The 21,024-nt window shown below is 68.3% G+C and carries 22 protein-coding genes; 5 read left to right on the top strand and 17 right to left on the bottom strand.

Annotation, left to right across the window (positions count from 1 at the left end):
- Positions 1 to 48: 48 nt before the first annotated feature.
- On the top strand, positions 49 to 576 hold the full coding sequence (locus ACIBL3_RS30305; protein WP_396357114.1) for a TrmH family RNA methyltransferase: 528 nt from the start codon (positions 49 to 51) through the stop codon (positions 574 to 576).
- On the opposite strand, the gene ACIBL3_RS30300 is transcribed toward ACIBL3_RS30305, so the two are convergent.
- Positions 571 to 1,434, bottom strand: a complete 864-nt coding sequence (locus tag ACIBL3_RS30300; RefSeq protein WP_396357112.1) for a GNAT family N-acetyltransferase — start codon at positions 1,432 to 1,434, stop codon at positions 571 to 573. The two genes, ACIBL3_RS30305 and ACIBL3_RS30300, sit on opposite strands and share 6 nt — an antisense overlap.
- Before the next feature lie 98 nt (positions 1,435 to 1,532).
- On the opposite strand from ACIBL3_RS30300, the gene ACIBL3_RS30295 reads away from it, so the two are divergent.
- The gene (locus ACIBL3_RS30295; RefSeq protein ID WP_396357111.1) at positions 1,533 to 2,213 is read left to right on the top strand and encodes a GntR family transcriptional regulator; all 681 of its coding nucleotides are present in this window, start codon (positions 1,533 to 1,535) and stop codon (positions 2,211 to 2,213) included.
- Here the strand turns inward: ACIBL3_RS30295 and ACIBL3_RS30290 are convergent.
- The 7 genes from ACIBL3_RS30290 to ACIBL3_RS30260 all read right to left on the bottom strand — a co-directional run bounded on the left by ACIBL3_RS30290 (position 2,195) and on the right by ACIBL3_RS30260 (position 10,121).
- The gene (locus tag ACIBL3_RS30290; protein WP_396357110.1) at positions 2,195 to 3,952 is read right to left on the bottom strand and encodes a gamma-glutamyltransferase family protein; all 1,758 of its coding nucleotides are present in this window, start codon (positions 3,950 to 3,952) and stop codon (positions 2,195 to 2,197) included. The genes ACIBL3_RS30295 and ACIBL3_RS30290 overlap by 19 nt on opposite strands.
- A complete protein-coding gene (locus ACIBL3_RS30285) occupies positions 3,949 to 4,932 on the bottom strand; it encodes an ABC transporter ATP-binding protein (RefSeq protein ID WP_396357109.1) in 984 nt (327 codons plus the stop codon). Before ACIBL3_RS30285 ends, ACIBL3_RS30290 begins: the two co-directional genes overlap by 4 nt.
- Positions 4,929 to 5,924 carry an ABC transporter ATP-binding protein gene (locus tag ACIBL3_RS30280; RefSeq protein WP_396357108.1) on the bottom strand — a complete coding sequence of 332 codons (996 nt, stop codon included), beginning with the start codon at positions 5,922 to 5,924 and terminating at the stop codon, positions 4,929 to 4,931. The genes ACIBL3_RS30285 and ACIBL3_RS30280 overlap by 4 nt, the downstream gene beginning before the upstream one ends.
- A complete protein-coding gene (locus ACIBL3_RS30275; RefSeq protein ID WP_396357107.1) occupies positions 5,921 to 6,805 on the bottom strand; it encodes an ABC transporter permease in 885 nt (294 codons plus the stop codon). The genes ACIBL3_RS30280 and ACIBL3_RS30275 overlap by 4 nt, the downstream gene beginning before the upstream one ends.
- Entirely contained in the window at positions 6,805 to 7,758 is a 954-nt protein-coding gene (locus ACIBL3_RS30270; RefSeq protein ID WP_396357106.1) for an ABC transporter permease, read from the bottom strand. The genes ACIBL3_RS30275 and ACIBL3_RS30270 overlap by 1 nt, the downstream gene beginning before the upstream one ends.
- On the bottom strand, positions 7,755 to 9,446 hold the full coding sequence (locus ACIBL3_RS30265) for an ABC transporter substrate-binding protein (RefSeq protein ID WP_396357105.1): 1,692 nt from the start codon (positions 9,444 to 9,446) through the stop codon (positions 7,755 to 7,757). The genes ACIBL3_RS30270 and ACIBL3_RS30265 overlap by 4 nt, the downstream gene beginning before the upstream one ends.
- Before the next feature lie 177 nt (positions 9,447 to 9,623).
- Positions 9,624 to 10,121: a GNAT family N-acetyltransferase gene (locus tag ACIBL3_RS30260; protein WP_396357104.1), complete on the bottom strand. Its 498-nt coding sequence runs from the start codon at positions 10,119 to 10,121 to the stop codon at positions 9,624 to 9,626.
- 489 nt (positions 10,122 to 10,610) lie between these two features.
- On the opposite strand from ACIBL3_RS30260, the gene ACIBL3_RS30255 reads away from it, so the two are divergent.
- Positions 10,611 to 11,573, top strand: coding sequence for a hypothetical protein (locus tag ACIBL3_RS30255; protein ID WP_396357103.1), 963 nt, complete (start codon positions 10,611 to 10,613; stop codon positions 11,571 to 11,573).
- Positions 11,574 to 11,686: 113 nt separating this feature from the next.
- Here ACIBL3_RS30255 and ACIBL3_RS30250 read toward each other — a convergent pair whose 3' ends face one another.
- From ACIBL3_RS30250 to ACIBL3_RS30225, 6 genes are all read right to left on the bottom strand, one after another.
- On the bottom strand, positions 11,687 to 12,061 hold the full coding sequence (locus ACIBL3_RS30250) for a hypothetical protein (RefSeq protein ID WP_396357102.1): 375 nt from the start codon (positions 12,059 to 12,061) through the stop codon (positions 11,687 to 11,689).
- A 96-nt stretch (positions 12,062 to 12,157) separates the two neighbouring features.
- A complete protein-coding gene (gene istB / locus ACIBL3_RS30245) occupies positions 12,158 to 12,955 on the bottom strand; it encodes an IS21-like element helper ATPase IstB (RefSeq protein ID WP_396357101.1) in 798 nt (265 codons plus the stop codon).
- A complete protein-coding gene (istA, locus tag ACIBL3_RS30240) occupies positions 12,952 to 14,445 on the bottom strand; it encodes an IS21 family transposase (RefSeq protein ID WP_396357100.1) in 1,494 nt (497 codons plus the stop codon). Before istA ends, istB begins: the two co-directional genes overlap by 4 nt.
- 471 nt (positions 14,446 to 14,916) lie before the next feature.
- Positions 14,917 to 15,333 (bottom strand): hypothetical protein, encoded by a 417-nt coding sequence (locus ACIBL3_RS30235; RefSeq protein ID WP_396357099.1) that lies wholly within the window; start codon positions 15,331 to 15,333, stop codon positions 14,917 to 14,919.
- A gap of 265 nt (positions 15,334 to 15,598) precedes the next feature.
- Complete coding sequence (locus ACIBL3_RS30230; RefSeq protein ID WP_396357098.1) at positions 15,599 to 16,039, bottom strand: deazaflavin-dependent nitroreductase; 441 nt, start codon at positions 16,037 to 16,039, stop codon at positions 15,599 to 15,601.
- An 18-nt stretch (positions 16,040 to 16,057) separates the two neighbouring features.
- The gene (locus ACIBL3_RS30225; protein ID WP_396357097.1) at positions 16,058 to 16,735 is read right to left on the bottom strand and encodes a hypothetical protein; all 678 of its coding nucleotides are present in this window, start codon (positions 16,733 to 16,735) and stop codon (positions 16,058 to 16,060) included.
- 117 nt (positions 16,736 to 16,852) lie between these two features.
- Here ACIBL3_RS30225 and ACIBL3_RS30220 point away from each other — a divergent pair, with 117 nt between their 5' ends.
- Together ACIBL3_RS30220 and ACIBL3_RS30215 are read left to right on the top strand one after the other, a co-directional pair.
- Positions 16,853 to 17,491 carry a TetR/AcrR family transcriptional regulator gene (locus ACIBL3_RS30220; RefSeq protein ID WP_396357096.1) on the top strand — a complete coding sequence of 213 codons (639 nt, stop codon included), beginning with the start codon at positions 16,853 to 16,855 and terminating at the stop codon, positions 17,489 to 17,491.
- An 83-nt stretch (positions 17,492 to 17,574) separates the two neighbouring features.
- The gene (locus tag ACIBL3_RS30215; protein ID WP_396357095.1) at positions 17,575 to 18,495 is read left to right on the top strand and encodes an MBL fold metallo-hydrolase; all 921 of its coding nucleotides are present in this window, start codon (positions 17,575 to 17,577) and stop codon (positions 18,493 to 18,495) included.
- A gap of 221 nt (positions 18,496 to 18,716) precedes the next feature.
- On the opposite strand, the gene ACIBL3_RS30210 is transcribed toward ACIBL3_RS30215, so the two are convergent.
- From ACIBL3_RS30210 to ACIBL3_RS30200, 3 genes are all read right to left on the bottom strand, one after another.
- Positions 18,717 to 19,001 (bottom strand): hypothetical protein, encoded by a 285-nt coding sequence (locus ACIBL3_RS30210; RefSeq protein WP_396357094.1) that lies wholly within the window; start codon positions 18,999 to 19,001, stop codon positions 18,717 to 18,719.
- 89 nt (positions 19,002 to 19,090) lie between these two features.
- Positions 19,091 to 20,086 carry a hypothetical protein gene (locus ACIBL3_RS30205; RefSeq protein WP_396357093.1) on the bottom strand — a complete coding sequence of 332 codons (996 nt, stop codon included), beginning with the start codon at positions 20,084 to 20,086 and terminating at the stop codon, positions 19,091 to 19,093.
- The gene (locus ACIBL3_RS30200; protein ID WP_396357092.1) at positions 20,083 to 20,784 is read right to left on the bottom strand and encodes a hypothetical protein; all 702 of its coding nucleotides are present in this window, start codon (positions 20,782 to 20,784) and stop codon (positions 20,083 to 20,085) included. The genes ACIBL3_RS30205 and ACIBL3_RS30200 overlap by 4 nt, the downstream gene beginning before the upstream one ends.
- Positions 20,785 to 21,024: the final 240 nt, after the last annotated feature.

The raw sequence follows: 21,024 nt of genomic DNA, 5'->3' as shown, positions 1-21,024 counted from the left end.
TGAGCCGATGAACGAGATTCCTGCCGGGAGGGTTGTTCCCGCCGCTCGATGAGCGGCCCGCAGGTCCGGGTGCGGAGCCCGAAGGACCTCAGACGCCAACGCCGCAACAGGTCCCACTCCTGCTGGGACCACCTGCTGATCGCACCACTCTGGCCGAAACACGACGCCAATCTCGGCACGCTGCTGCGCACGTGTGACGCGGTCGGCGCGTGTCTCGCCGTACCCAAGCTGCCCTGGGTGCCGGACGCACTCGCCCGTGGCAACACGCTGAAGCGGCGCGCCTGCGTGCACTGGACCGGCCACGACCCCGTCCGCTGGCTGATCGACCAGAAGACCCGCGACGAGACCTCGATCGTCGGTGTCGAGCTCGCCGACGAGTCGATCCGGCTGGCCGACCTGCCTCCGGCGCGCAACCGCACGATCGCCGTCCTCGGCCACGAACGCACCGGCATCCCACCCGAAGCCCTCGACCAGCTCGACCTCGTCGTCGAGATCCCGATGATCGGCACCGGCTCCAGCCTCAACGTGGCCGTTGCCGGCTCGCTGGTCGTCTACCGGCTGTCCGGCTTGCTATAGGTCGAGCCGGCGGCGGTGGTCGGTGTGGGTGGGCTGGTAGCCGAGGCGAGTGTTGATGCGCTGCATGGGTGTGTTGGTGCTGACGGTGTCGGTGAGGAGCGCGTCGAGACCAGGGAAGCGGTCGCGGGTCTGCCGGATCTGCTCGGCCTTCATCCACAGCGCGAGGCCGTGGCCGCGGTGGTCCGGGAGTACGGCGGTGCCGTAGTGCTGCGCGTCGCCCGTGCCGTCGGCGGGTACGACGAGCTCCGAGAAGCCGACGATGCCGCCGGTGGACTCGTCGACGGCTGCGACCGTGGTGAGGTGCTCGCCACGCTGCTCGATCACCTGGGCTGCGTATCGTGTCCGCTCCACGTCCCACGCATCCTCGCCGTACTCGATCCCACCCGTCGGCGCATCGTCCATCCCAGCTCGCGCATCCGTGAACGTCTGCGCCCACTCATCCGGTACGACGCCCGCCCACGACACCAGCCGATAGCCAGGAGACGCCGGTACGGCAGGCTGCGCGTCGACCAACCGTAGTCGCGCGTAGACCAGGGTCACGCCGATCGTGAACCCGTGGTGCTCGAGGAAGTGGTCGGCCGGCGAGTCGGCCCGGGCGTCGGCCAGCACCAGGCGTACGTCGTGCTCGCGAGCCGCGTCGACGGCTGCGCCGAGCAACTGCGAGCCGACCCCGCGCCGGCGCTCGGCCGGGTGCACGTTCACCTCGAGGTCGGCCAGGTGCTCCTGGGACTTGCGGCTGTTGAGCCGGAGGAACGCGGACCCGACCGGGTTGCCGTCGGGGTCGGCGGCAAGCCAGCCGATCCGGCGGCTGAACGGCCGGAAGTCGGGATCGGTCAGGGGAGTCAGTCGAATGCTCAAGCCGCCAACATAACGCCGCCCCGGGACCACGTGCCGGTCCGGCACCGGATCGGTTAGCGTGCTGCGAACACGGTGAGCGGGGGAGAGGAGACGGTGGGGTGGACCACACGGGCGAGATACGGACGATCGGCGCCGATCACGTCGCGTTGCGCGAGCAGGTGCTTGCGGAGCTGCGCCGGCGGATCGTGGATGGTGACTACGCCCAGGGGGAGCGGCTGACCGAGACTCGGCTGGCCGACGACTTCGGCGTCTCCCGGAACCCGGTCCGCGAGGCGCTGCGGGTGGTCGAGGCCGAGGGGTTCGTCCACATCCTGCCCCGGCGCGGAGCCGTGGTCGCGACCCTCGACGAGACCGCGGTCCGCGACCTGTTCGCCGTACGGGAGCAGCTGGAAACCTTGGCCGCCGGGCTCGCGGCCGAGCGGGCGACGCCGCGGGACGTGGAGCGCCTGCGGCGGCTGCTCGCCGAGGCCAGCGAGGCGACCGAGGCCAAGGACTTCGACCGGGTCGCCGAGCTGAACAGCGCCTTCCACCGCACGGTCATCACCGTCAGCGGCAACCGCTGGCTGCTGTCGATGTCAGCGGCGATGTACCACCACGTCCACTGGGTCTTCCGCGTCGGCGCCGCCCAGCGCGCACCGCACTCGTGGGAGGAACACATCCGCCTCGTCGAGGCCATCGCCGCCGGCGACCGCGAAGCAGCCAGCACCGCCGCCCGCCTACACGTCGAAGCAGCCGCACAGGCGGCTCTCAACGGCCAGGCTCACCGCCCGACTGCGTAGCCCTGCATGCCGCGGGGGTTGGCGGCGGCGGCCAGGACACCGTCGGCCTCCTTGCGTACGGCGCACAGTCGGCCGAGGCTCCACGCGTCGCCTTCGGTGACGACATGCCCGCGTCGCACGAGCTCGTCGCGGATCGTGGGGCCAACGCGACTCTCGATGACCAGACCGCCCGGCTCAGTTGCGCGCGGGTAGAAGGACGACGGGAAGCCGGTGGTGTGCCAGGCCGGTGCGTCGATCGCCTCCTGCAAGTCCATGCCCGCGCCCAGGTGGCGGAGCAGGAACAGCAGCTGCCACTGGTCCTGCTGGTCGCCACCAGGCGAACCGCAGGCGAGCACCGGCTGTCCGTCGCGCAGTACGAGAGTTGGCGTCAGCGTGGTCCTTGGTCGACGGCCGGGAGCGAGAGAGGAAGCCAAGCCCTCTTCCAGCCAGAACATCTGCAGCCGGCTGCCCAGGCAGAAACCGAGCTCGGGAATCGTCGGCGACGACTGCAGCCAGCCACCACTCGGAGTCGCGGAGATGACGTTGCCCCACCGGTCGATCACGTCGACGTGACAGGTGTCGCCGCGGGTCACACCCTCCGAGGAGACGGTCGGCTCACCGGTCGTGGCGTCGCCGAGGTCGTTGCTCACAGCAATCGACGGCAGGACCGGCTCACGACCGTCCGGCCTGCCGGGCCTCAGCTCCTTCGACGCGTCCGGACCGACCAGCTTGGCGCGCTCGGCGGCGTACGCGGGGGCGAGCAGCGTCTTCAGCGGTACGTCGGCGCCGTCGCCGTACCAGGCCTCGCGGTCGGCGTACGACAGCTTCATCACCTCGACCGTCGTGTGCACCCCCTCGGCGCTGTTCAGGTCGAGGTCACCGAGCTCATTCAGTACGGCGAGCGACTGCAACAGACCGGGTCCCTGGCCCCACGGCCCGGTCTTGGCGACCGTGTACCCGTTCCAGTCGAGCGTGGCCGGCTCCTCCCAGCTCGCCTCGAAGCCCGCCAGGTCGTCGCCAGTGATCAGCCCGGCGTGGTCCTCGCCACTCGAATCCCGGTGCGGCAGCCGCGAGAACTCGTCGACCGCCTCGGCGACGAACCCTTCCCGCCACGCCGTCCGAGCCCGCTCCACCTGCTGCACCCGATCCGCACCGGCTGCCTCGGCCTCTGACACCAGTCGCTCGAGCGTGGCGGCGTACGCCTCGTTGCGGAACATCCCACTCGGCGGACGCCCGCCCTGCAGCCACAGCGCCGCCGACGTCGGCCAGTGCTCCTCGAACAGCTGCTGCACTGTCCCGACCGTCTCGCCAACCCGCGGCACCAACGGATGCCCGTTGCGCGCGTAGTCGATCGCTGGCTCCAGTACGGCGCGCAGCGGCATGCTGCCGTGGTCGCGCAGCAGGAGCAGCCACGCGTCGACAGCACCCGGTACAGCCGCCGCGAGCGGGCCGGAGCCCGGGATGAGCGACAGGCCGAGGGACCGGAAGTGCTCGATCGTCGCACCGGCCGGAGCGACGCCCTGACCGCACAGCACCCGCGGCGTGGGGTCCTCCGCAGTCGCAATGATCGCCGGTACCTCACCGCCCGGCCCGTTGAGGTGCGGCTCCACCACGTGCAAGACGAACCCGGCAGCGGCCCCGGCGTCGAACGCGTTGCCGCCGAGCTCCAGGATCCGCATGGCCGACTGCGACGCCAGCCAATGCGTCGACGAGACCATCCCGAACGTGCCGCGCAGCGTGGGCCGGGTGGTGAAGGTCATTGCGCAACTCCTTCTACTGTGCGTGCGTCGGGACCAGTGCCGTCGGCGCTGACCAGATGACAGGCGACCTGGTGTCCACCTTCTCCGATCACGCGCTGCTCCGGCACGACTGTCCGGCATGTGTCGATCGCGACCGGGCACCTGGTGTGGAAGCGGCACCCGGGTGGCGGGTCGATCGCCGAGGGCAGGTCGTCACCGAGCAGCACCGGCTTCCGCGCCCGCTGCTCAGCAGGATTGGGTACGGGCGCCGCCGAGAGCAGAGCCTGGGTGTAGGGGTGCGAAGGCGCACCGAAGATGCGTGCACGCGGACCGTGCTCGACCAGCTGGCCCAGGTACATCACGGCGACCTCGTCGGCCAGGTACTCAACGGCCGAGAGATCGTGCGTAATGAAGAGACAGGCAAAGCCCAGGTCACGCTGCAGGTCAGCCAGCAGGTTGAGGACAGCAGCCTGCACCGACACGTCCAGTGCGCTCGTCGGCTCGTCCGCCACGAGCAGACGCGGCTCTGAGATCAGTGCGCGCGCAATGCTCACCCGCTGCCGCTGACCGCCCGACAACTCGTGCGGGGACCGCTGTGCAACCTCCGGACGGAGTCCGACGCGGCGCAGCGACTCGGAAACCTTTGCTGGGATGTCCTTGCGACGCATGAGCCGTAGCGGCTCGCCGACGATGTCGCCTACCGACAGCCGCGGGTCGAGTGAGCCCGCCGGGTCCTGGAAGACGATGGACACGTCGCGCCGGTGCGGACGCAACTGCCGGCGGTTGAGGTGCGTGATGTCCTCACCGGCGAGCCGGATGGTCCCGTCGGTCGGCTCCAGCAGCCGGACGATGCACCGGCCGACCGTGGACTTGCCGGACCCGCTCTCACCGACCAGCGCGACCACAGAGCCCTGCCGGATCCGCAGCGTCACGCCATCCACAGCCCGCACCGGCCCGAAGTGCATCACGAGGTCCTCGACCTCGAGAGCAAAATCGGTCATGACAGCACCTCCACTGGCTCGCGGACCGGGTTCCAGCACGCCACTCGGTGCTGACCAGGTGTCAGTTGCGGTTGGGACGCCGTACACGTGTCGACTGCTCTTGGGCAGCGGTCGGCGAAAGTGCACGCGTCGGGCTGCTCGGACAGGACCGGCACGAGTCCGGGGATCTCGTTGAGGCGGTGCGTCTCGGCATGCCGGCCCGCGGCCGGAGATGCGCCGAGGAGACCGGCTGTGTACGGGTGCTGCGGGTGGGCGAACAGGTCGTGCACCTCCGCGGTCTCGACGATCCGCCCGGCGTACATCACGGCGACCCGGTCGGCCAGGTCGGCGACGACGCCGAGGTCGTGCGTGATCAGCACGATGCTGGTCCCGAGCCGTTCGCGCAGTCCCCGCAGTACGTCGAGAATGCCGGCCTGGATCGTGACGTCGAGGGCGGTCGTCGGCTCGTCCGCGATCAGGACCTTGGGGTCGCAGGCGACGGCCATCGCGATCATCACGCGCTGCCGCATGCCGCCGGACAGCTGGTGCGGGTAGTCGCCGACCCGGCGCTCGGCGGACGGAATCCCGACCAGCTTGAGCAACTCGATCGACCGCGCCCGGGCGGCCTGCCGGCTGAGACCGACGTGAGTCCGCAAGACTTCGCCGATCTGGTGGCCGACGGTGAAGACCGGGTTCAGCGACGTCATCGGCTCCTGGAAGATGTACGCCACCTCGCGGCCGCGGATCGAGCGCAGGGTCCGCTTGTCGGCGCCGATCAGCTCGACGCCGTCCAGCTGCACCGACCCGTCGACCGTGGCAGTCCGGGGAAGCAAGCCGGCCAGGCTCATCGCGGTGACGCTCTTGCCGCAGCCAGACTCGCCGACCACCGCGAGCACCTCGCTCTCTCCGACCTGGAAGCTGGCTCGGTCGACGGCCGACAACGTGCCGTCCTCGGTCCGGAAGGTGACGGAGAGGTCGTTGACCTGGAGAACGGTCCGCAGGTCGCTGGTCATCGCCGGCTCGCTTTCGGGTCGAGGGCGTCGCGCAGGCTGTCGCCGACGATGTTGAACGCCAGCGTCAGCAGCATGATCGCCAGGCCGGGCATCACCGCGGCCCACGGTGCGCGAGCCGCGAACTGCTGGGCGTCGGACAGCATCGTGCCCAGGCTCGGCGCCGGCGGCTGGATGCCGAGGCCGAGGAAGGACAGCACCGCCTCGCCGAGGATCGCGGCCGGGATCGCGACCGTGGCCTGGACGATGATCACCGAGGCGGCGTTCGGGAGGATGTGCCGGCCCAGTACCCACAGGTCGCCGGCGCCCTCGACGATCGCGGCGGCGACGAAGTCGAGCGACTTCAGCCGCAGCGTCTCGGACCGGACGATCCGGATCACGCCGGGGATCTGGGCGATGCCGATCGCGATCGCCGCGTTGCCGAGGCTGGCGCCGCGGATCGCGGCCAGCCCGACCGCGAGGATCAGGAACGGGAACGCGAGCACCAGATCGGTGAACCGGGAGATCAGCGCGTCGATCGCCCGGAAGTACCCGGCCATCAGCCCCAGTGGCACGCCGATCACCAGCGAGGTGGCGACCGCGAGCACGCCGACATGCAGCGACGCGCGCAGCCCGTACATGATCCGTGCGAGCACGTCCCGGCCGAGGTCGTCGGTGCCGAGGACGTAACCGGCCGTTCCAGGCGGTGCGAACGCGCGGTCGAGCTGGGTCTGCGTCGGCTCGTGCGGTGCGAGCCAGGGCGCGAACACCGCCAGGATCACCGCGATCCCGAGTACGACGAGACCGGTGATCGCGAGCGGGTTGCGGAGCATCCGCCGGACGACTCGGCGCCGATTGCTGCGCAGCGGCGTACCCGCGGTCACGGTGACATCTGTGATGGCCATCAGGCCTCACCCCGGACCCGGATCCGCGGGTCGATGACCGAGTAGAGCAGGTCGACGAGCAGGTTGATCAGGATGTACGCCGTCGCGGTCACCAGGACGACGGCCTGGATCACCGGGTAGTCGCGCTGGAAGACGGCGTCCACGGTCAGCTTCCCGAACCCGGGCAGCGCGAAGATCCGCTCGGTCACCACGGCGCCCGAGATGAGCGCGCCGAGTTGCAGGCCGACGATCGTGATCACCACGATCAGGCTGTTGCGCAGGGCGTGCCGGCCGATCACCGCGCGCGGCGAGAGCCCTTTCGCCTCCGCCGTACGGATGTAGTCGGCGCTCAGCGCGTCCAGCATCGACGACCGGGTCTGGCGCATGATCACCGCGGCCAGACCGGTGCCGAGGATCAGCGCCGGCAGGATCAGATGGTGCAGGTTGTCGATCGGGTTGGTGAAGAACGGCACGAACCCGGACGCCGGGAACAGGCCGAGCGCGACGGACAGGTAGAGGATCGCCATCAGGCCGAGCCAGAAGTTCGGCACCGACAAGCCGAGCAAGGCGAGCGCGTTGGCGGCCCACTCGGCCGGGCGTCCCCGTCGTACGGCGGCGACGACGCCGGCGCCGACCCCGATCACACTGGCGATCAGGATCGCCAGGATGGACAGCTCGATCGTGACCGGCAGGGCGCTCGCGATCATCGTGGTGACGGACTCACCGGTCCGGATCGACTGGCCGAGATCACCACGCGCGGCGTGGCTGACGAACTGCCAGAACTGCACCAGCATCGAGTCGTCCAGCCCGTACTGCTCGCGGATCGCCCGCAGCGACTCCGGGTCCCGGTCCTCACCGGCGAGCGCGAGTGCCGGGTCACCCGGCAGCGCACGGACGCCGGCGAACACCACGATCGTTGCCAGGATCAACGTGACGATCGACTGCCACAACCGGCCGAGAAGATACCGATTCACTGGGCGTACCCGGCGAAGGCTGCTCGGAGGACGCCGTCGGGATAGACCTGGATGCCCAGGATCTTCTTCGAGACGCCGGTCAGGTTGCGCTGCCGGTACATGTAGATCAGCGGGTCGTCCTGCTGCAGCTTGGTGACGACGTCGCCGTACAGCTTGATCCGCTGGGCCTTGTCGGTCGACTGGCGGGCGTCGGTGAGCAGCTTGTCGATCTCGGGGCTGCTGTAGCCGGCCACGTTCTGGCTGCCCTCGGACCCGACGAAGTTGTAGATGTTCGCATCCGGGTCGACCCGCCCGGACCAGCCGAGCTGGAGCAGCTCGAAGTCGCCGCGGTCCTGCTGGTCGAGCAGTGAGGCGTACTCGACCGGCTTGATCACCAGGTCGAACCCACCCTCCTTGACCATCGCCTGCAGAGCCTGCGCGAGCCGCAGGCTGTCGGGGTTGTTCGACGTGATCATCGTGACCTTGTACGGCGTCGTGACGCCGGCCTCGGACAGCAGTTGCTTCGCCTTCGCGGGGTCATGCGGCGGACAGACCTGCGCCGCGTCGGAGGTGAACTCGCTCTTCGGCGAGACCGGTGAACAGGCGACCGTGTTGAGGCCGTTGAAGATCGACTTCACCAGCGCCTCGCGGTCGATCGACAGCGCGAGCGCCTGCCGGACCTTCGGCTCCTTGGCGATCGGAGTGTCGAGCTGCTTGAGCGGGTTGCCGATGCCGTTCGCGTTGGCGATGTTCACCGTCAGACCCTGGTAGCCGAGCGACTGAGACTGCAGGACCGTCATGCTGCTGTCGCCCTGCAGGGACGGGGCGTCCTGCGTCGACAGCGAGTCCGCGACCTGGGCGTCACCGGACTTCAGGTTCGCCGAGCGAATGCTGGAGTCGGTGATGATCCGGTACTCGATCGCGTCCAGGTGCACCTTGGCGGCGTCGTAGTACAGCGGATCCTTGACCACCTTGATCGAGTTCTGCGCGACCCGGCTGGCGAACTTGAACGGGCCGGCGCAGACCGGTGCGGTGGAGAAGTTCGCGCCCAGCTTGGACACCGCGGCCGGGCTGAGCACCATGCCGGCCCGGTCGGCCAGGGCCGCGGTGAGCGGTGCGAACGGCTTGGACAGCTTGATCACCACGGTGTTCGGGTCCGGCGTCTCGACCTTGTCGATCGGTCCGAGCTCGCTCTTGCGGCCGGAGCCGGCCAGGGTGAGGCCGCGCTCGATCGAGACCTTCACCGCGGTGGAGTCCATGGTCCCGCCGTCGGCGAACTTCACGCCTTGCTTGAGCGGGATGGTGAGGCTCAGGCCGTCGGGGGAGATGGTCGGCAGCGCGGTCGCGAGCTGCGGCACGATCTTCGCGTCCGGGCCGAGGTCGTACAGCTTCTCGCACATCGTGTGGAAGACGTACCGCGAGTACAGGCTGCGCGACAGCGTCGGGTCCAGCTTGTCCGGGTCGGCGGACAGGGCAACGGTCAGCGTGCCACCCGGCTTCACCTTCGCCGGGTCCGCCGGGTCACCGAAGACGTCCTGCCCGGTCGCGGGCTGCGCGCTGCCCCCGGAGTCGCTGCCGGCCGGCTCGACCGGTGAGCATGCGGTCCCGATCAGGGCCAGGGCGATCACCCCGGCTGCCGCTCCGGCGTACCGCGAGCCACGGCTCCAGCTGGAGCGGTTCAGTAAGGACAGGCGTCGGCGAGTAGTCATCACGTGCTCCTGAGTAGGCGGTCTCGTCGACTGTTTCATGTATACAAGGCAGGTGCGCAAGTGAAACGGCGAGTTTGAGTGAACCTTTTACGAGTCCTCGCCGTACTGCGTTGTGAACGTTCAACTGCCGACCGCCAGCGGGCCGCCGGGCGCTGTTGCACGCCCGGCGGCCTGGGTTCATGCGTTCACGGGATAGCGGAGATCGCCGGCGGGGATCGGGGCACCGGTGAGCGCCAGCGCCATCAGGTTCGGCCCGTCGAACTCGGGGTGATGGATGCCGAACTCGGTGGCCTGCCGGAAGCCGAACCGCGGGTAGTACTCGGCGTGCCCGAGCACGACCACGGACTGCTCACCACGATCACGCGCAGTGTCGAGCGCGGCCCGGACGGCTGCGCTGCCCGCACCACGACGCTGGTACGGCGGCAGCACTGCCACCGGTCCGAGTGACAGGACCGGTGCGGCGCCGACGTGGCAACGGGTGAGCAGGGCGTGGGCGACCGGCCGATCGTCGTCGGTCGCGACGAGCGACAGCCCGTCGATCCAGGCGACCGGGTCGGCCCGCAACGCGTCGAGGAAGTCGACCTCGAACTGCCGGCCGAACGCGTGCCGGGTCAGCTCCCGGATGGCCTCGATGTCCGCGCTCGTCTCGGCGCGGGTCTTCCAAGTGAAGGACAACGGAATCCCTTTCGGGCAAGGGGTCCCGCGGCACGGGACCCTAGGTGAGCTGGATGACCGAAATGGCTGCCGCCCAAGCGACAGCACCCGCTGACACGGTCATCAACCCACCTCCTCTGCACTCCGAAGTCGGCATGACTCTATCCCGCCTGTCGGCTCCGGCGCATCGGATTTCCCGTGCGTCTCAGCGGGCCCACGATGCAGCCGACACCGTTGGATCTGTTAGAGCAAGCCCGTGCATGGGGTGCTGTGGTGGCAGTGAGTGAGTTGCGGTGCATTGCAGGTCTGGAGTGGCCGTGTCGGCTGTGTCGTGTGTCGTCGCAACAACGTGCAATCGGTTTGCGCCGGAGCGTATTGGAAGGATAAGACTCACTGTCGTTGCCGACGCTCGATCCTAAGACGACCGGTTCGACGGCAGGCGGCGTACTGATGGTTCTGGCGATGGTGGGGTACGCGCTCTCACCGTGGGGCATGGCACAGGGGGACGGAATGACTGACGGGATGTCGCCGGCGGATGAGGCGACCCGGCTGAGGTCGGCGCGTGGGTTCCGGGTGGAACTGGATTATCTGCTGCCGGGCGGTTCGGCCGAGGTGGGGCCGCGGGTAGTGGACTGGTTCACGGACGCGGTGGAGCGGCTCGCGGGCGAGTTCATGGCCGAGCTACCGGCGGCGGGTTTGCCGTCGAAGGGGTTGCGTGACCCGGCGGGTGGGCCGTTTGGGCCGGTTGGTTCGCGGTGGTGTTCGTTGTTGGTGATCGGGCAGGGTGAGCGGCGGTTGTCGAAGTCGCTGCGTGCGTGGTCGCCGAAGAACTGGGAACGGTTCTTGTCGCAGGCCGTGGATGTGTCGGTTGAGATGTCGGCGAAGTTCTCGACCTTGAACGGGTTTGGTCATGCCGGAGTTCCGAGTCTGACGATTTCGGCCTACCGGCCACGTCCCCCCGAAGCGCGGCAGTGGCTGCGGCTGGACGCCACCTACGTTGTGGGGACGTTGGGCGAGACCGCCCCGATTCCGGACGAGGTGCCGGAGGCTTGGCGGCAGTTCCTGCTGGCGCAGGCCGAGCGCTGGCCGGCGGTGTTCGGATTCCTTGCCGATGACACGATCTCTGCCGGGACGCGCACGCCGCTCGAGGCTAGAAGAGCGACTTTCCCGACCGATACGCTGCCGCTGTCCGACTCCCAGGTCCGGGGCTATTCGTGGGTGACGGTCACGTCGGCCGGTGTTCTGCAGCGGTTAGGTGGTATCGAGGCCGTCCGCAAGGGTGGAGCGTTTGCCAGTGCGGTCGAGTTGCCGTCGGGTGGGGCCATGTTGCAGGCGACGCCGCGGTTGTCGGAGTACGAGGGTGACGCGGTCCGCCAGGTGTTCGAGGCGTTGGCGCCGGTGCTGCCCGAGGACGCGCCGTGGCCCGATTCCTTCGACCGGTTCAAGCTGATCTACGAGGCCCCACGCCGATAGCCCAGGCCCGTGGATCTCAGCACCCGACCTGATGCTGGAGGAAGCGGCCGGCAGTCCCTGAAGGTTCCAAGACCTGCAGGGACTCTGGCCCAGCACAAGGGAAGTTCGACGGGCTAGAGCTCTACACCGGCGTATCCGGTGACCCAGTGACCACAATCGGACCAGATGGCTATGCCGTCCTGCTCGCCGCAGACCCGGATCTCGATTTTGCCGAGGTTCGGCATGTGCAGTTGGTAAGAGGTGGTGGTGCCGCTCCCGTTGCGGTTGTAACCCCAGTAGGGCCCGGTATCGGCAAGGTCGAAGCGCCAGTTCTCGACCGCGATCCCGTAGCCGTCCGCGTAAGAGTCGTGAATGCTCAGCACCTGGCTGAGCGCGTCGAAATGGGTATAACCGAACTTGCCGCCGGGACCGTACGCCGTGACGCTGGTGGGAGCGATGGTTGCCGTGGGAGCGACGCTGGTGGGACTGGTTGTGGCGGACGATGTCAACGGACATCGGGACTTCCCTGTGGGCGGACAGTTGATCTCCTTGCTGGCGGACAGTTCATCTCCCTGTCCGTGGACGACTGATCACCCGGGTGGTGGTTAGTTCAGGGGCATCACTCCTCGTCCGGCGGTGGCCTCGGACAGGCGGAGTGAGGTGCCTTCGGTGAGCACGACGTGGGCGTGGTGGAGCAGCCGGTCGACGGTGGCGGTGGCCAGTGTCTTGGGCATGATGGTGTCGAACCCGGACGGGTGCAGGTTGGATGTGACGGCGATGCTGCGGCGTTCGTAGGCGGCGTCGACGACGCGGTAGAACGCTTCGCCGGCGGCTTGTCCGGCGGGGAGCATGCCGATGTCGTCGATCACGATGAGTTCGGCGCGGGTGATCTTGGCGATGATCTTGGCCACCGAGCCGTCCACGGTGGCGCGGCCGATCGCGGCGGTGAGGGTCTCGAGGGTGAACCAGGAGACCCGCATGCCGGCGTCGATGACCTTGTGGGCAAGGGCTTCGACGAAGTGGGTCTTGCCGGTGCCGGACGGTCCGGCGATGGCGAGGTTCTCGGCGCGGCTGACCCATTCCAGGGTGGCGAGGCCGGTCTGGGTGGGTGCGGGGATGGAGGAGTCGTGTTCGCGCCAGGACTCGAAGGTCTTCCCGGCCGGGAGTCCGGCGGTGCGGCGGCGCATCCGGCGGGTGGCGTCGTCGCGGCCGCGGATCTCCTCGGCGATGAGCACCCGCAGGACTTCGGCGGGGTCCCAGCGTTGCGCGCGGGCGGTGGCCAGCACCTCGGGTGCCGCGTTGCGCAGGTAGGGCAGCCGCATCCGCTTGAGCACCGCGACCAGTTCGTCGGGCAACGCCGGCGGAGCCGGGGTTGTCGGGGTCGGGGTTGGTGTGGTGGTCATCGGCCGAATCCCTTCCAGGCGGCGGTGCCGGGCTGGACCGAGTGGGCCTCGTCGGCGACGACCAGATCGGCACCAGAGGACCCGCTCGCGCGGTGCTCGACGATGGCGAGCAGGTCGCCGTCGGCGAACCGTCCCGCGGCGGCCGCGATCCCGAGGGCGGCGTCGACCGGCGCAGCACCGACCAGCGCGGCGAGCTCGAGTGCGGCGGTCATCTTCGACCGGACCCGCTGCGCGCCGGCCGCGGCGGCCTCGACCAGCCAGGACTGCGCGCCAGGTCCCAGGGCCAGGAACGCTTGCTCGGCTGGGCTGCTGGCTCGTGGTTGAGGCGGCCGTGGCCCGCCGTCAGGGGTCTGCGGATGGTCTGGGTAGTGCGCCAGGTTGATCCGCGGGTTACCCGGTGTCGAGAGCCGATGCCGGGCGACCTCGGCCAGCCCGTTGTCGGTGTCGGCGACGACCACGAGCTCGTCACCGTCGGCGCGGACCCACACCTCGGCGCCGACCAGTCCCGGCGGGGTGGAGTAGCGCACCGACCCGAACCGGATCGTCTGGTCGGTGTTGACCGTCCGGGTCTCGCCGAGCGCGGCGGTGAACGGTGCCACCGGCAACGGATGCAGCCGCTGCCGCTCGGCGACCAGCGCGTCGGCCGGGACTCGCCCGGTCTCGCGGTGCACCCGGCCGTTCACCGTGGCGCAGAACGCCTCACACGCCGCGGCCAGGTCGGCGAACGAGTCGTAGCCGGTCAGCAGGTTCGCCTCGGTCGGTACCAGGTCGGCTTTCGCGATCCGCACCGTCGCCTCCGACCCACCCTTGGATTCAGGGTCGAACGGCACACACGTATGCACCTGCAGGCCGTAATGCCGGCCCGCAGCCACGATCGCCGGGTGCCGGACCGCGACCCCGGCGACATGCTCGACGGTGACGGTCTTCTCGTTGTCAGTCAACGCGTACGTCGGCACCCCACCCAGCCGCTGCAGCGTCGCGTCCACACACGCCAGCAACGTGCCCAGCCGACGGTCCCAGGTCGGGATCACCACCCGGAACCGCGACCACGCCAGCCACGCGCAGAACAGCAATGTCACCCGCGCCCGGCCGTCCGGGCCGGGCACCACCGGGCCCGCGCCCCAGTCGAACTGCAGCCACAACCCCGGCTCGGCGATCCACGGCCGATACGTGCGCCGCCGTCCGGCCCGCCACGCCGCCTTCACCTCCGCCACCGCCCGCCGGGTCGTGCGCTCGTCACCGGTGAACCCCACCGCCTGCAGGCGTTCGTGAACCACGTCGGCGCGGACCTTGCCCTCCGAGCGGTCCACCCACTCCTCGATCTTGGCCAGATACGGGTCGATGATCCGCGGCCGCCGGCCCGGCCAGGTCACCGGCCGGCCCTCGTCACGCGCGGCGACATACCGACGAACCGTCTTCGGATCCACACCCACCAACGCAGCCGCCGAATGCGCGCTGCCCGTGGCGTCGAACGCTTCCAGAATTTCCATGATCTCCCTGTCAGACTTCTTCACAGTCCCTCCGGTGAACCGGGCTCGTGCGTGGTCAGAGACCTCGAGCATCGCCCCGGAGGGACGCTCTACTTCGGACCGACACGAACGGCCCAACTGTCCGCGGAAAGGGAGATCAGCTGTCCACAGGAAGGGAGATGTCGTGTCCGCCTACAGGGAGATTGGCATGTCCGCTGTCAGACGATGGGCCTGCGGCCACGACCGTGGCTGCTGGCGCCGCGACGAGGACCGCAAGCAGCGTGGTTGGGCGCCTCACGATCGATCTGGCCGGTTTGCGCCGTGTCGGATGAACATTGATCTCCTCGAGTAGGGTGTTAGGGACCCAGTGGATCAGAGGTGATCGGGTCAGCGATCCGGTGCGCCCAGGGCGTCAGTCGGTTGCTCGAGCTGCCGGAGTGGCGCCGAGTAGCCGGTGTCATGGGTTTTGCATGGGGCCTGCATACGGCGGAATCAGCGCGGGGTCAGTCTGATCGCTCGTGCACCACTGAGCCATGCCAGCCGTAGGTCGTGGCGGTCGGGCTCTCCGTCCTCATCGGTGCGAATCTTGTTGAACTTGGCAAAGGTCGGGTTTGCGCGTGCCATGCAGGCATACGCCGAGACAACGTCGGTGTCTTGGGTGGAGATGTGGATGTCGGCCTGGCGGAGCTTTCCTTTGAGCCGGATGGCGACTGGTTCGCCGGTGCGCGGGTTGTGCATCCATGCGGAGGATGTGCCGATCAGGAGGTCGTCTCCTTGGACGAGGTAGACGACCGGGATCGCGTAGCGGCGCTTCGACTTGCGGCCGAAGACGTAGAGGGTAACCAGTCGACCGCCGACGAGTCGGCTGAGGCCCGGGGTTCGCAGCAGCGCACGGATGAGCAGATTCACGAGGCGCTGCCCTGCCATCGTCTGTGCCCGCGGCTCCGCGCGAGGGCCTGGGCCTAGCGTGCTCGGGTTACCGGTCATCATTGCTCGTCGTGGCCTGAAAGCTCGCTACCGGAGGACTTGACCTCCCGAGGCGTGCACAACTCGGTGGAGTGGCGCTTGAACGATGGGTGGCGATACGCGCTTCGGAAGAAGGCATGACTGAGTTCCTCTCGGGGGTGATGCTGACCGGTGGCGCGAGTCGCACTGGCTCGTCGCTTGCGCATGTTCAGTGGGCCGTGCGTGGAGTCGCGCGGAAGATCGTGCAGCGCGGCGCGGCCGCGGCGAAGCTGTCGGGTGAGGCGGACCGGACCAGGCCGTTGCGAACAAAGGCTCGTGCTCCTCGCGGATTCTGGAGTGGGAACTCTCGCAGGATGGGACCGCGCTGGTCCTTCGGAACCTCGATGAGTTCGACCCGGCAGCGGTGGAGTCCGCGGGTCAGTACGCCGTGCCCCGCCGCCCTGGCGTTCTTGACCCAGTTGGCGTCGGGGTAGGCCTGCACGATGTAGGGCACGCCATCGACGGTTACGGGGGCAATCGGCGTTGTGTGGGGGCGGCCGGAGATGCGGCCGACGACAGTGAGCAGCTGTGTTGGCCCGACGGCCAGACCGGCGCGGTGCAGTAGGACGATCAGGCGGTCGCGCATCGAATTTCGACGGGATGTTGCCATGGTGGGGCTCCTATCGGGTCAGGCAGCCGTGGCAGAGACCGGAGGCAGGTGGAGGTCGTTTCCGGCGGCACGACCGAGCCGTATGAAGCCGATCGCGTAGAGGGTGGCGCCGGCGACTTCGGAGATTTGGATGAGGCCGAAGCGCGGGCCGGAAGTAAAGATGAACAGGCCACCGATCGTGTAGATGGTGGCGCCGAGGCCCAGCAGTACGCCGGTCCAGCGCAGGCCGTGGCGGTTGAGTGTGCGGGTCAGCCACAGGTAACCGACCGGAAACACCAGCAGGGCCGGGAACACGATGAGCGCGGCGGGTGTGTTCAGGTCGGCGGGTTCGTGCACCAGGCTGGGTGCGTACTGCGCTCGTACCGGGTTGTGCGACCCGTCGAAGATGATTAGCGCGAACCACAGCAGCGTGCCGGTCAAGGCGGCGTACCAGGCGCGCAGATCTCGCCGCCGAGTGATCTGGGTGCCCAGCGCGATCACGCTCGCCAGACTGATGACCTGCAGCAGCAGGCCCGCTGCCTGGATGTCATGCGTCAGCCCGTAGCGCTCGCCGGCCGCCGCGATACTCCACCCGTCACGGGCCGGATGCAGCAACGTCCCCAGCCAGAACACCGGCCCACCGATCGTTGCGGTCAGCTTCGCCGTCATGCGTAGTTGCCGACGCACGGCGGCGGAATTCAGAGCGGTGTCGCTCATCGCTGGTGGTCTCCATTCCGCACTAGCCGACGCTCGTGGACAGCGTGCAGCATTCACTAGAGTGTTACTTCAGTGGATCACTGGAGCAGCACTCTAGTCAACTGCTAGTCTGTGATCATGAACCCGACTGTCGGCGCAACCACCAGCAGGGCTGACAAGACACGCGCCAATCGGCGCCGGATGAGGGAGGCGGCGCTGTCCCTGTTCATCGACCGGGGGTACGCCGCCACGGCGATCCAGGCCATCGCCGACGAGGCTGGAATGGCTGTCCAGAGCCTGTACTTCACCTTCGGCAGCAAACGCGCCCTGCTCAGCGAGATCCTCGACGTCGCGGTCGCCGGCGACGAGGAGCCCGTGCCGACCCTGGAGCGACCTGGGGTGCTGGCGGCGATCGACGACCCCGACCAAGAGAGTCAACTCCGCGAGCAGGCGCGGATCGCGCGAGAGATCTACGAGCGCGTCGCCCCCGTCTTGCAGGTTGTCGCCAACGCCGCGTCGGCCGATCCTGAAATCGCCGAGCTGTGGGAGACCAACAACACCCAGCGAGCCACCGTCATGGAGCGGCTCATCACAGCCCTCGCAGCCAAGGGTCCGCTACGCGACGGACTCGACACGGCCATGGCGATCGACATCGCCCTCGCCCTGCAAAGCCCCGAGATGTACCAGTACCTCACCAAACGCCGTGGCTGGAGTCCCGGCCGATGGCAGCGATGGACGGCCGACGCCCTCATCACCCAACTGCTGCCCAACCGGTAGCAAGCACAGACGCGACAAAGACCGCTGCGATGGCCGACCGCAGTCCGTGGCCGGCCCAAATCCACCGCCCTGGAGATCTGACAATGACCACGTCGCCAAAGAACGAGGAGAAACGATTTCTCATGATCGACTTCAGTGACGGAGCAGCCGGGCCCGGCAGCTTAGATGTGAGCTGGCACGCCGGCTGGCCATCAGCAAAGCACGATCCGGCTCCGGAGATCCAGGTGCATGCGTACGACCCGCACACCGTGATCCTGCGGCAAAACAAGTCGGTCAGCCACGAGGCGCCGTTCATGTTCCTGCTGTTCGGCAACTCGCAGGCGGTACTACTGGACACCGGCGCCACGTCTGATCCAGCCTATTTCCCGCTGCGCCGCACAGTAGACGCGCTCATCGCCGACTGGCTGGCCGACAATCCTCGAGACGACTACGGGCTGACGATTGCGCACACCCACGGACATGACGACCACGTAGCCGGCGATGGACAGTTCGCCGGCCGGCAGGGCACAACCGTTCTAGGCAGGTCGTTGGACGACGTGATCGCCTTCTATGGCCTGAGGCGGTGGCCGGGCGGCGCGGCGACGCTCGACCTCGGCGGCCGTGTGCTGGATGTGCTGCCCGGTCCCGGGCATCACAAGGCCGCCATCGTGTTCTACGACCGATACACAGGGCTCTTGTTCAGCGGTGACTCGCTCTACCGGGGACGTCTCTATGTCGAAGACTGGTCGGCGTTCAGGGCCACCATCGATCGGCTGCTCGACTTCTGCGCCACCCGACCTGTCAGCCACATCCTCGGCTGTCACATTGAGATGACCACGACGCCCGGCAAGGACTACTTGATCGGGTCGACCTACCAGCCCGACGAACCGCCGCTGCAGTTGACGGTTGACCACCTGCGCGCGTTGCGGGAGCTGCTCAACAAGGCCGATGACCGCCCAGGCAGTCCTCCATTCGGCGACATCGATACCTATAAGGACAACGACTTCATTGTCTGGCGGTTCTGAAGTCGGTGCCGAAGGCGCGACAAAGGAGCATCGACCTTCTGCCCGCCGTCGTAGTCCGTGTCGCTACGCGGGAACGAGTCACCATTTCTCTGAACCAGCCACCGAGGTCGGCTCTCCCGACACCTGGTCTTGCACCGACTGATGCTCAGATGAGGTCAGCCAACTAGCCTTCACTGAACTCGTCAAGTCATCTCTAGTGGGGACGAGTGGTGCGACGCGAGTTACGTGATCGTGCGACTGGTGATTTGGTATGCAGCAGCCACCCAGTTCCAAGTACTCACGGATGCGACCCACTCCTCTTCGTCGTCCGCCCGGTAGGCACCGACGATCATCGTGGGTGGTGCGTCGGCCGTCTCGAGGTATCTGCCCCAGTGTGAGATCAGCTGACCGTCGCCAGCAAGCACGACTGCCTCCGGCGCATCCCGCGGTACGTACACCGTGACCTGCCGCCCGCTGTCTGAGTCGAACGTCTCGGTGACGAGCTCGCCTGCGATCGGGATCAGCACGAGCCGGTTCCGGCGTCATGTGGTTCCTCCCAGCGTCGACGGCTGCTTGATCATCCAGGCGGTTTACGCCTCGATCTTTCGGGATCGGGTCAGTAGCGGCGCGGGCCGCGCCGGTAGGGAGTGAAGGTGGCGGGCTCTTCGTTGCCGATCCAGTCGCCGTGCTCAAGGCGACGGATGCTGGTTTCGAGGTCGAGGGATAGCCAGCCGGCGAGCTGTGGATGGGTGGGGTGTTGCCACAAGCCGTATGGGCCGCGCAGCGTCTCGAGGTAGTCAACGAGGTCATGGACGCAGCGGTCCTGTGGGGAGACGGCGCAACGGGAGGCGAGGTCAAGGAGGAAGGCGAGGTCGAAGGTGGCGTAGAACGTGATCTGTCCCATCGCCCGTTCCAGCCCGACCAGGCGAGACACTTCCCAACCGAGGGTCGATGCGTCCCGGGTCTCGCGGGCGAGGAGGTGGTCGACGCCGGTCCGCGCGATGTCGGATCGCCTTCGCTCGGGGTGCAGCGCCAGGCAGGCAACGGCGCCGGTTGTCGCCGATCGGCAGCCGAGGCCGCGGGTCAGCCGGCGGTACTCCTTCTCCGGCGGCGTCGGTCGGCCAGCTTGTCCGAGGTCGGCTTTCGGGCCGGCCGGCCAGGATCCGTCCTGGAGGCGGACGCCGAGGAGCCACTCGTAGGCACGCTCGGCACGGGGATCGGTGGCGAAGCCGGCGGCGGCGATTCCGCGCAGCGGTACCACGGTCTGCATCGTGACGAAGCGAGGACCTTCGCTCGGGCCGAGGTCGGCAGGCGGAATCGACCACGAGCCGTCCGACTGTTGGAGGCCGAAGATCTTCTCGACCGCGGCCTCCATGGCCGCCCCGCGGTAGCCGAGGTAACCCAGCTGGCAGAGCAGATAGCCCGCGGTATAGGGCCGGGCTTCGGCTGCTGCCAGCCGCGCGACGAGTGCTTCGATCTCCGTGCTCCCATCAATCTCGGCACGCCACGCCTTGACCTCGGCGTCATCGTCGTTGGCGCCCTCCAACTCGCGGGCGGCCCGCCACCGCAGCGACGGGGACGGGTCTCCGAGCAGCAGAGTGCCGACGTTCATGGCAGCACTCCGAGAAGGTGGGGCGCGGTGGAGGTGTCGGCTTCGACGAGAGCATCCGGTGTGCCCGCGAAGACGATTCGACCGCCGTCCGGGCCTGCGCCCGGGCCGAGCTCGATGAGCCAGTCGCACGCGGCGAGGAATGCCGGGTCGTGCTCGACGACGAGCACGCTGTTGCCGGCGTCGATGAGCGTGTCGAGTGTGCGGACGAGCAATGCGACGTCGGTGGCTTGAAGGCCGACGGTGGGTTCGTCCAGCACGTACAAGGTGGCTGCCTTCGTCGCGCGGGCGAACTCTTTGGTGAGCTTGAGCCGCTGCGCTTCGCCGCCCGACAGGCTCCAGCCTGGCTGGCGTACGACGAGGTAGCCGAGCCCGAGTGCGACGGCGGCCCCGCCGACCCGGCGCACCGCGTCAAGGTCGCCCCACTCGTCGACCAGTTCGGCGATGGTGAGGGCTTCGATGTCGGCGAGGCTGCGGCCTCGCTGGAGCAGGGCGGCGGCCTCGTGGCGATAGCCGGATCCGCCGCAGGCATCGCAGGTCTGGGGTACCGACGGCAGGAACGACATGTCCTGCTGCCACACCCCTTTGCCCTTGCAGGCGTCGCAGCGATAGGTCAGGTCCTTGAGCGTGATGCCCTGCTCGATGGCCGGCTCGGTTGCGGCGAACTCCTTCCGGACGGCGCCGATGAGGCCGAGGAACATCCCGGGTGAGGTGACTTCAGCGCGGGACTGGTCGGCCACGACCGTTCGCTTGGGAGCACCGGAGATGGCGTCGTGATCGCCGGGCCGGACGCGGATCACGCCGCGACCGGGAATGTTGGTCTTCGGTTGGGTCAGGCCCAGCGCGGAGGAATAGTCAAGACCTGTGGATTGGCGTGTCACGCAGCTTGTTGATCACCTCCTGATTCGTCGGGTCGTTCGACGAGTTTGCCGTTCTCGAAC

Origin of the sequence: Kribbella sp. NPDC050124, assembly GCF_044460355.1 — a bacterium.
In the GTDB taxonomy this organism is placed as follows: Bacteria; Actinomycetota; Actinomycetes; order Propionibacteriales; family Kribbellaceae; genus Kribbella.
The sequence above is the reverse complement of the archived record's forward strand: the minus strand, read 5'-3'. Positions and strand labels throughout refer to the sequence as shown.

Excerpts from the sequence above, each read along its gene's own strand:
- ACIBL3_RS30305 (WP_396357114.1), top strand. The coding sequence starts at position 49 with ATGAGCGGCCCGCAGGTCCGGGTGCGGAGCCCGAAGGACCTCAGACGC.
- ACIBL3_RS30290 (WP_396357110.1), bottom strand. The coding sequence starts at position 3,952 with ATGACCTTCACCACCCGGCCCACGCTGCGCGGCACGTTCGGGATGGTC.
- ACIBL3_RS30285 (WP_396357109.1), bottom strand. The coding sequence starts at position 4,932 with ATGACCGATTTTGCTCTCGAGGTCGAGGACCTCGTGATGCACTTCGGG.
- ACIBL3_RS30280 (WP_396357108.1), bottom strand. The coding sequence starts at position 5,924 with ATGACCAGCGACCTGCGGACCGTTCTCCAGGTCAACGACCTCTCCGTC.
- ACIBL3_RS30275 (WP_396357107.1), bottom strand. The coding sequence starts at position 6,805 with ATGGCCATCACAGATGTCACCGTGACCGCGGGTACGCCGCTGCGCAGC.
- ACIBL3_RS30265 (WP_396357105.1), bottom strand. The coding sequence starts at position 9,446 with ATGACTACTCGCCGACGCCTGTCCTTACTGAACCGCTCCAGCTGGAGC.
- ACIBL3_RS30255 (WP_396357103.1), top strand. The coding sequence starts at position 10,611 with ATGACTGACGGGATGTCGCCGGCGGATGAGGCGACCCGGCTGAGGTCG.
- istB (WP_396357101.1), bottom strand. The coding sequence starts at position 12,955 with ATGACCACCACACCAACCCCGACCCCGACAACCCCGGCTCCGCCGGCG.
- istA (WP_396357100.1), bottom strand. The coding sequence starts at position 14,445 with ATGGAAATTCTGGAAGCGTTCGACGCCACGGGCAGCGCGCATTCGGCG.
- ACIBL3_RS30230 (WP_396357098.1), bottom strand. The coding sequence starts at position 16,039 with ATGGCAACATCCCGTCGAAATTCGATGCGCGACCGCCTGATCGTCCTA.
- ACIBL3_RS30225 (WP_396357097.1), bottom strand. The coding sequence starts at position 16,735 with ATGAGCGACACCGCTCTGAATTCCGCCGCCGTGCGTCGGCAACTACGC.
- ACIBL3_RS30220 (WP_396357096.1), top strand. The coding sequence starts at position 16,853 with ATGAACCCGACTGTCGGCGCAACCACCAGCAGGGCTGACAAGACACGC.
- ACIBL3_RS30215 (WP_396357095.1), top strand. The coding sequence starts at position 17,575 with ATGACCACGTCGCCAAAGAACGAGGAGAAACGATTTCTCATGATCGAC.
- ACIBL3_RS30205 (WP_396357093.1), bottom strand. The coding sequence starts at position 20,086 with ATGAACGTCGGCACTCTGCTGCTCGGAGACCCGTCCCCGTCGCTGCGG.
- ACIBL3_RS30200 (WP_396357092.1), bottom strand. The coding sequence starts at position 20,784 with ATGTTCCTCGGCCTCATCGGCGCCGTCCGGAAGGAGTTCGCCGCAACC.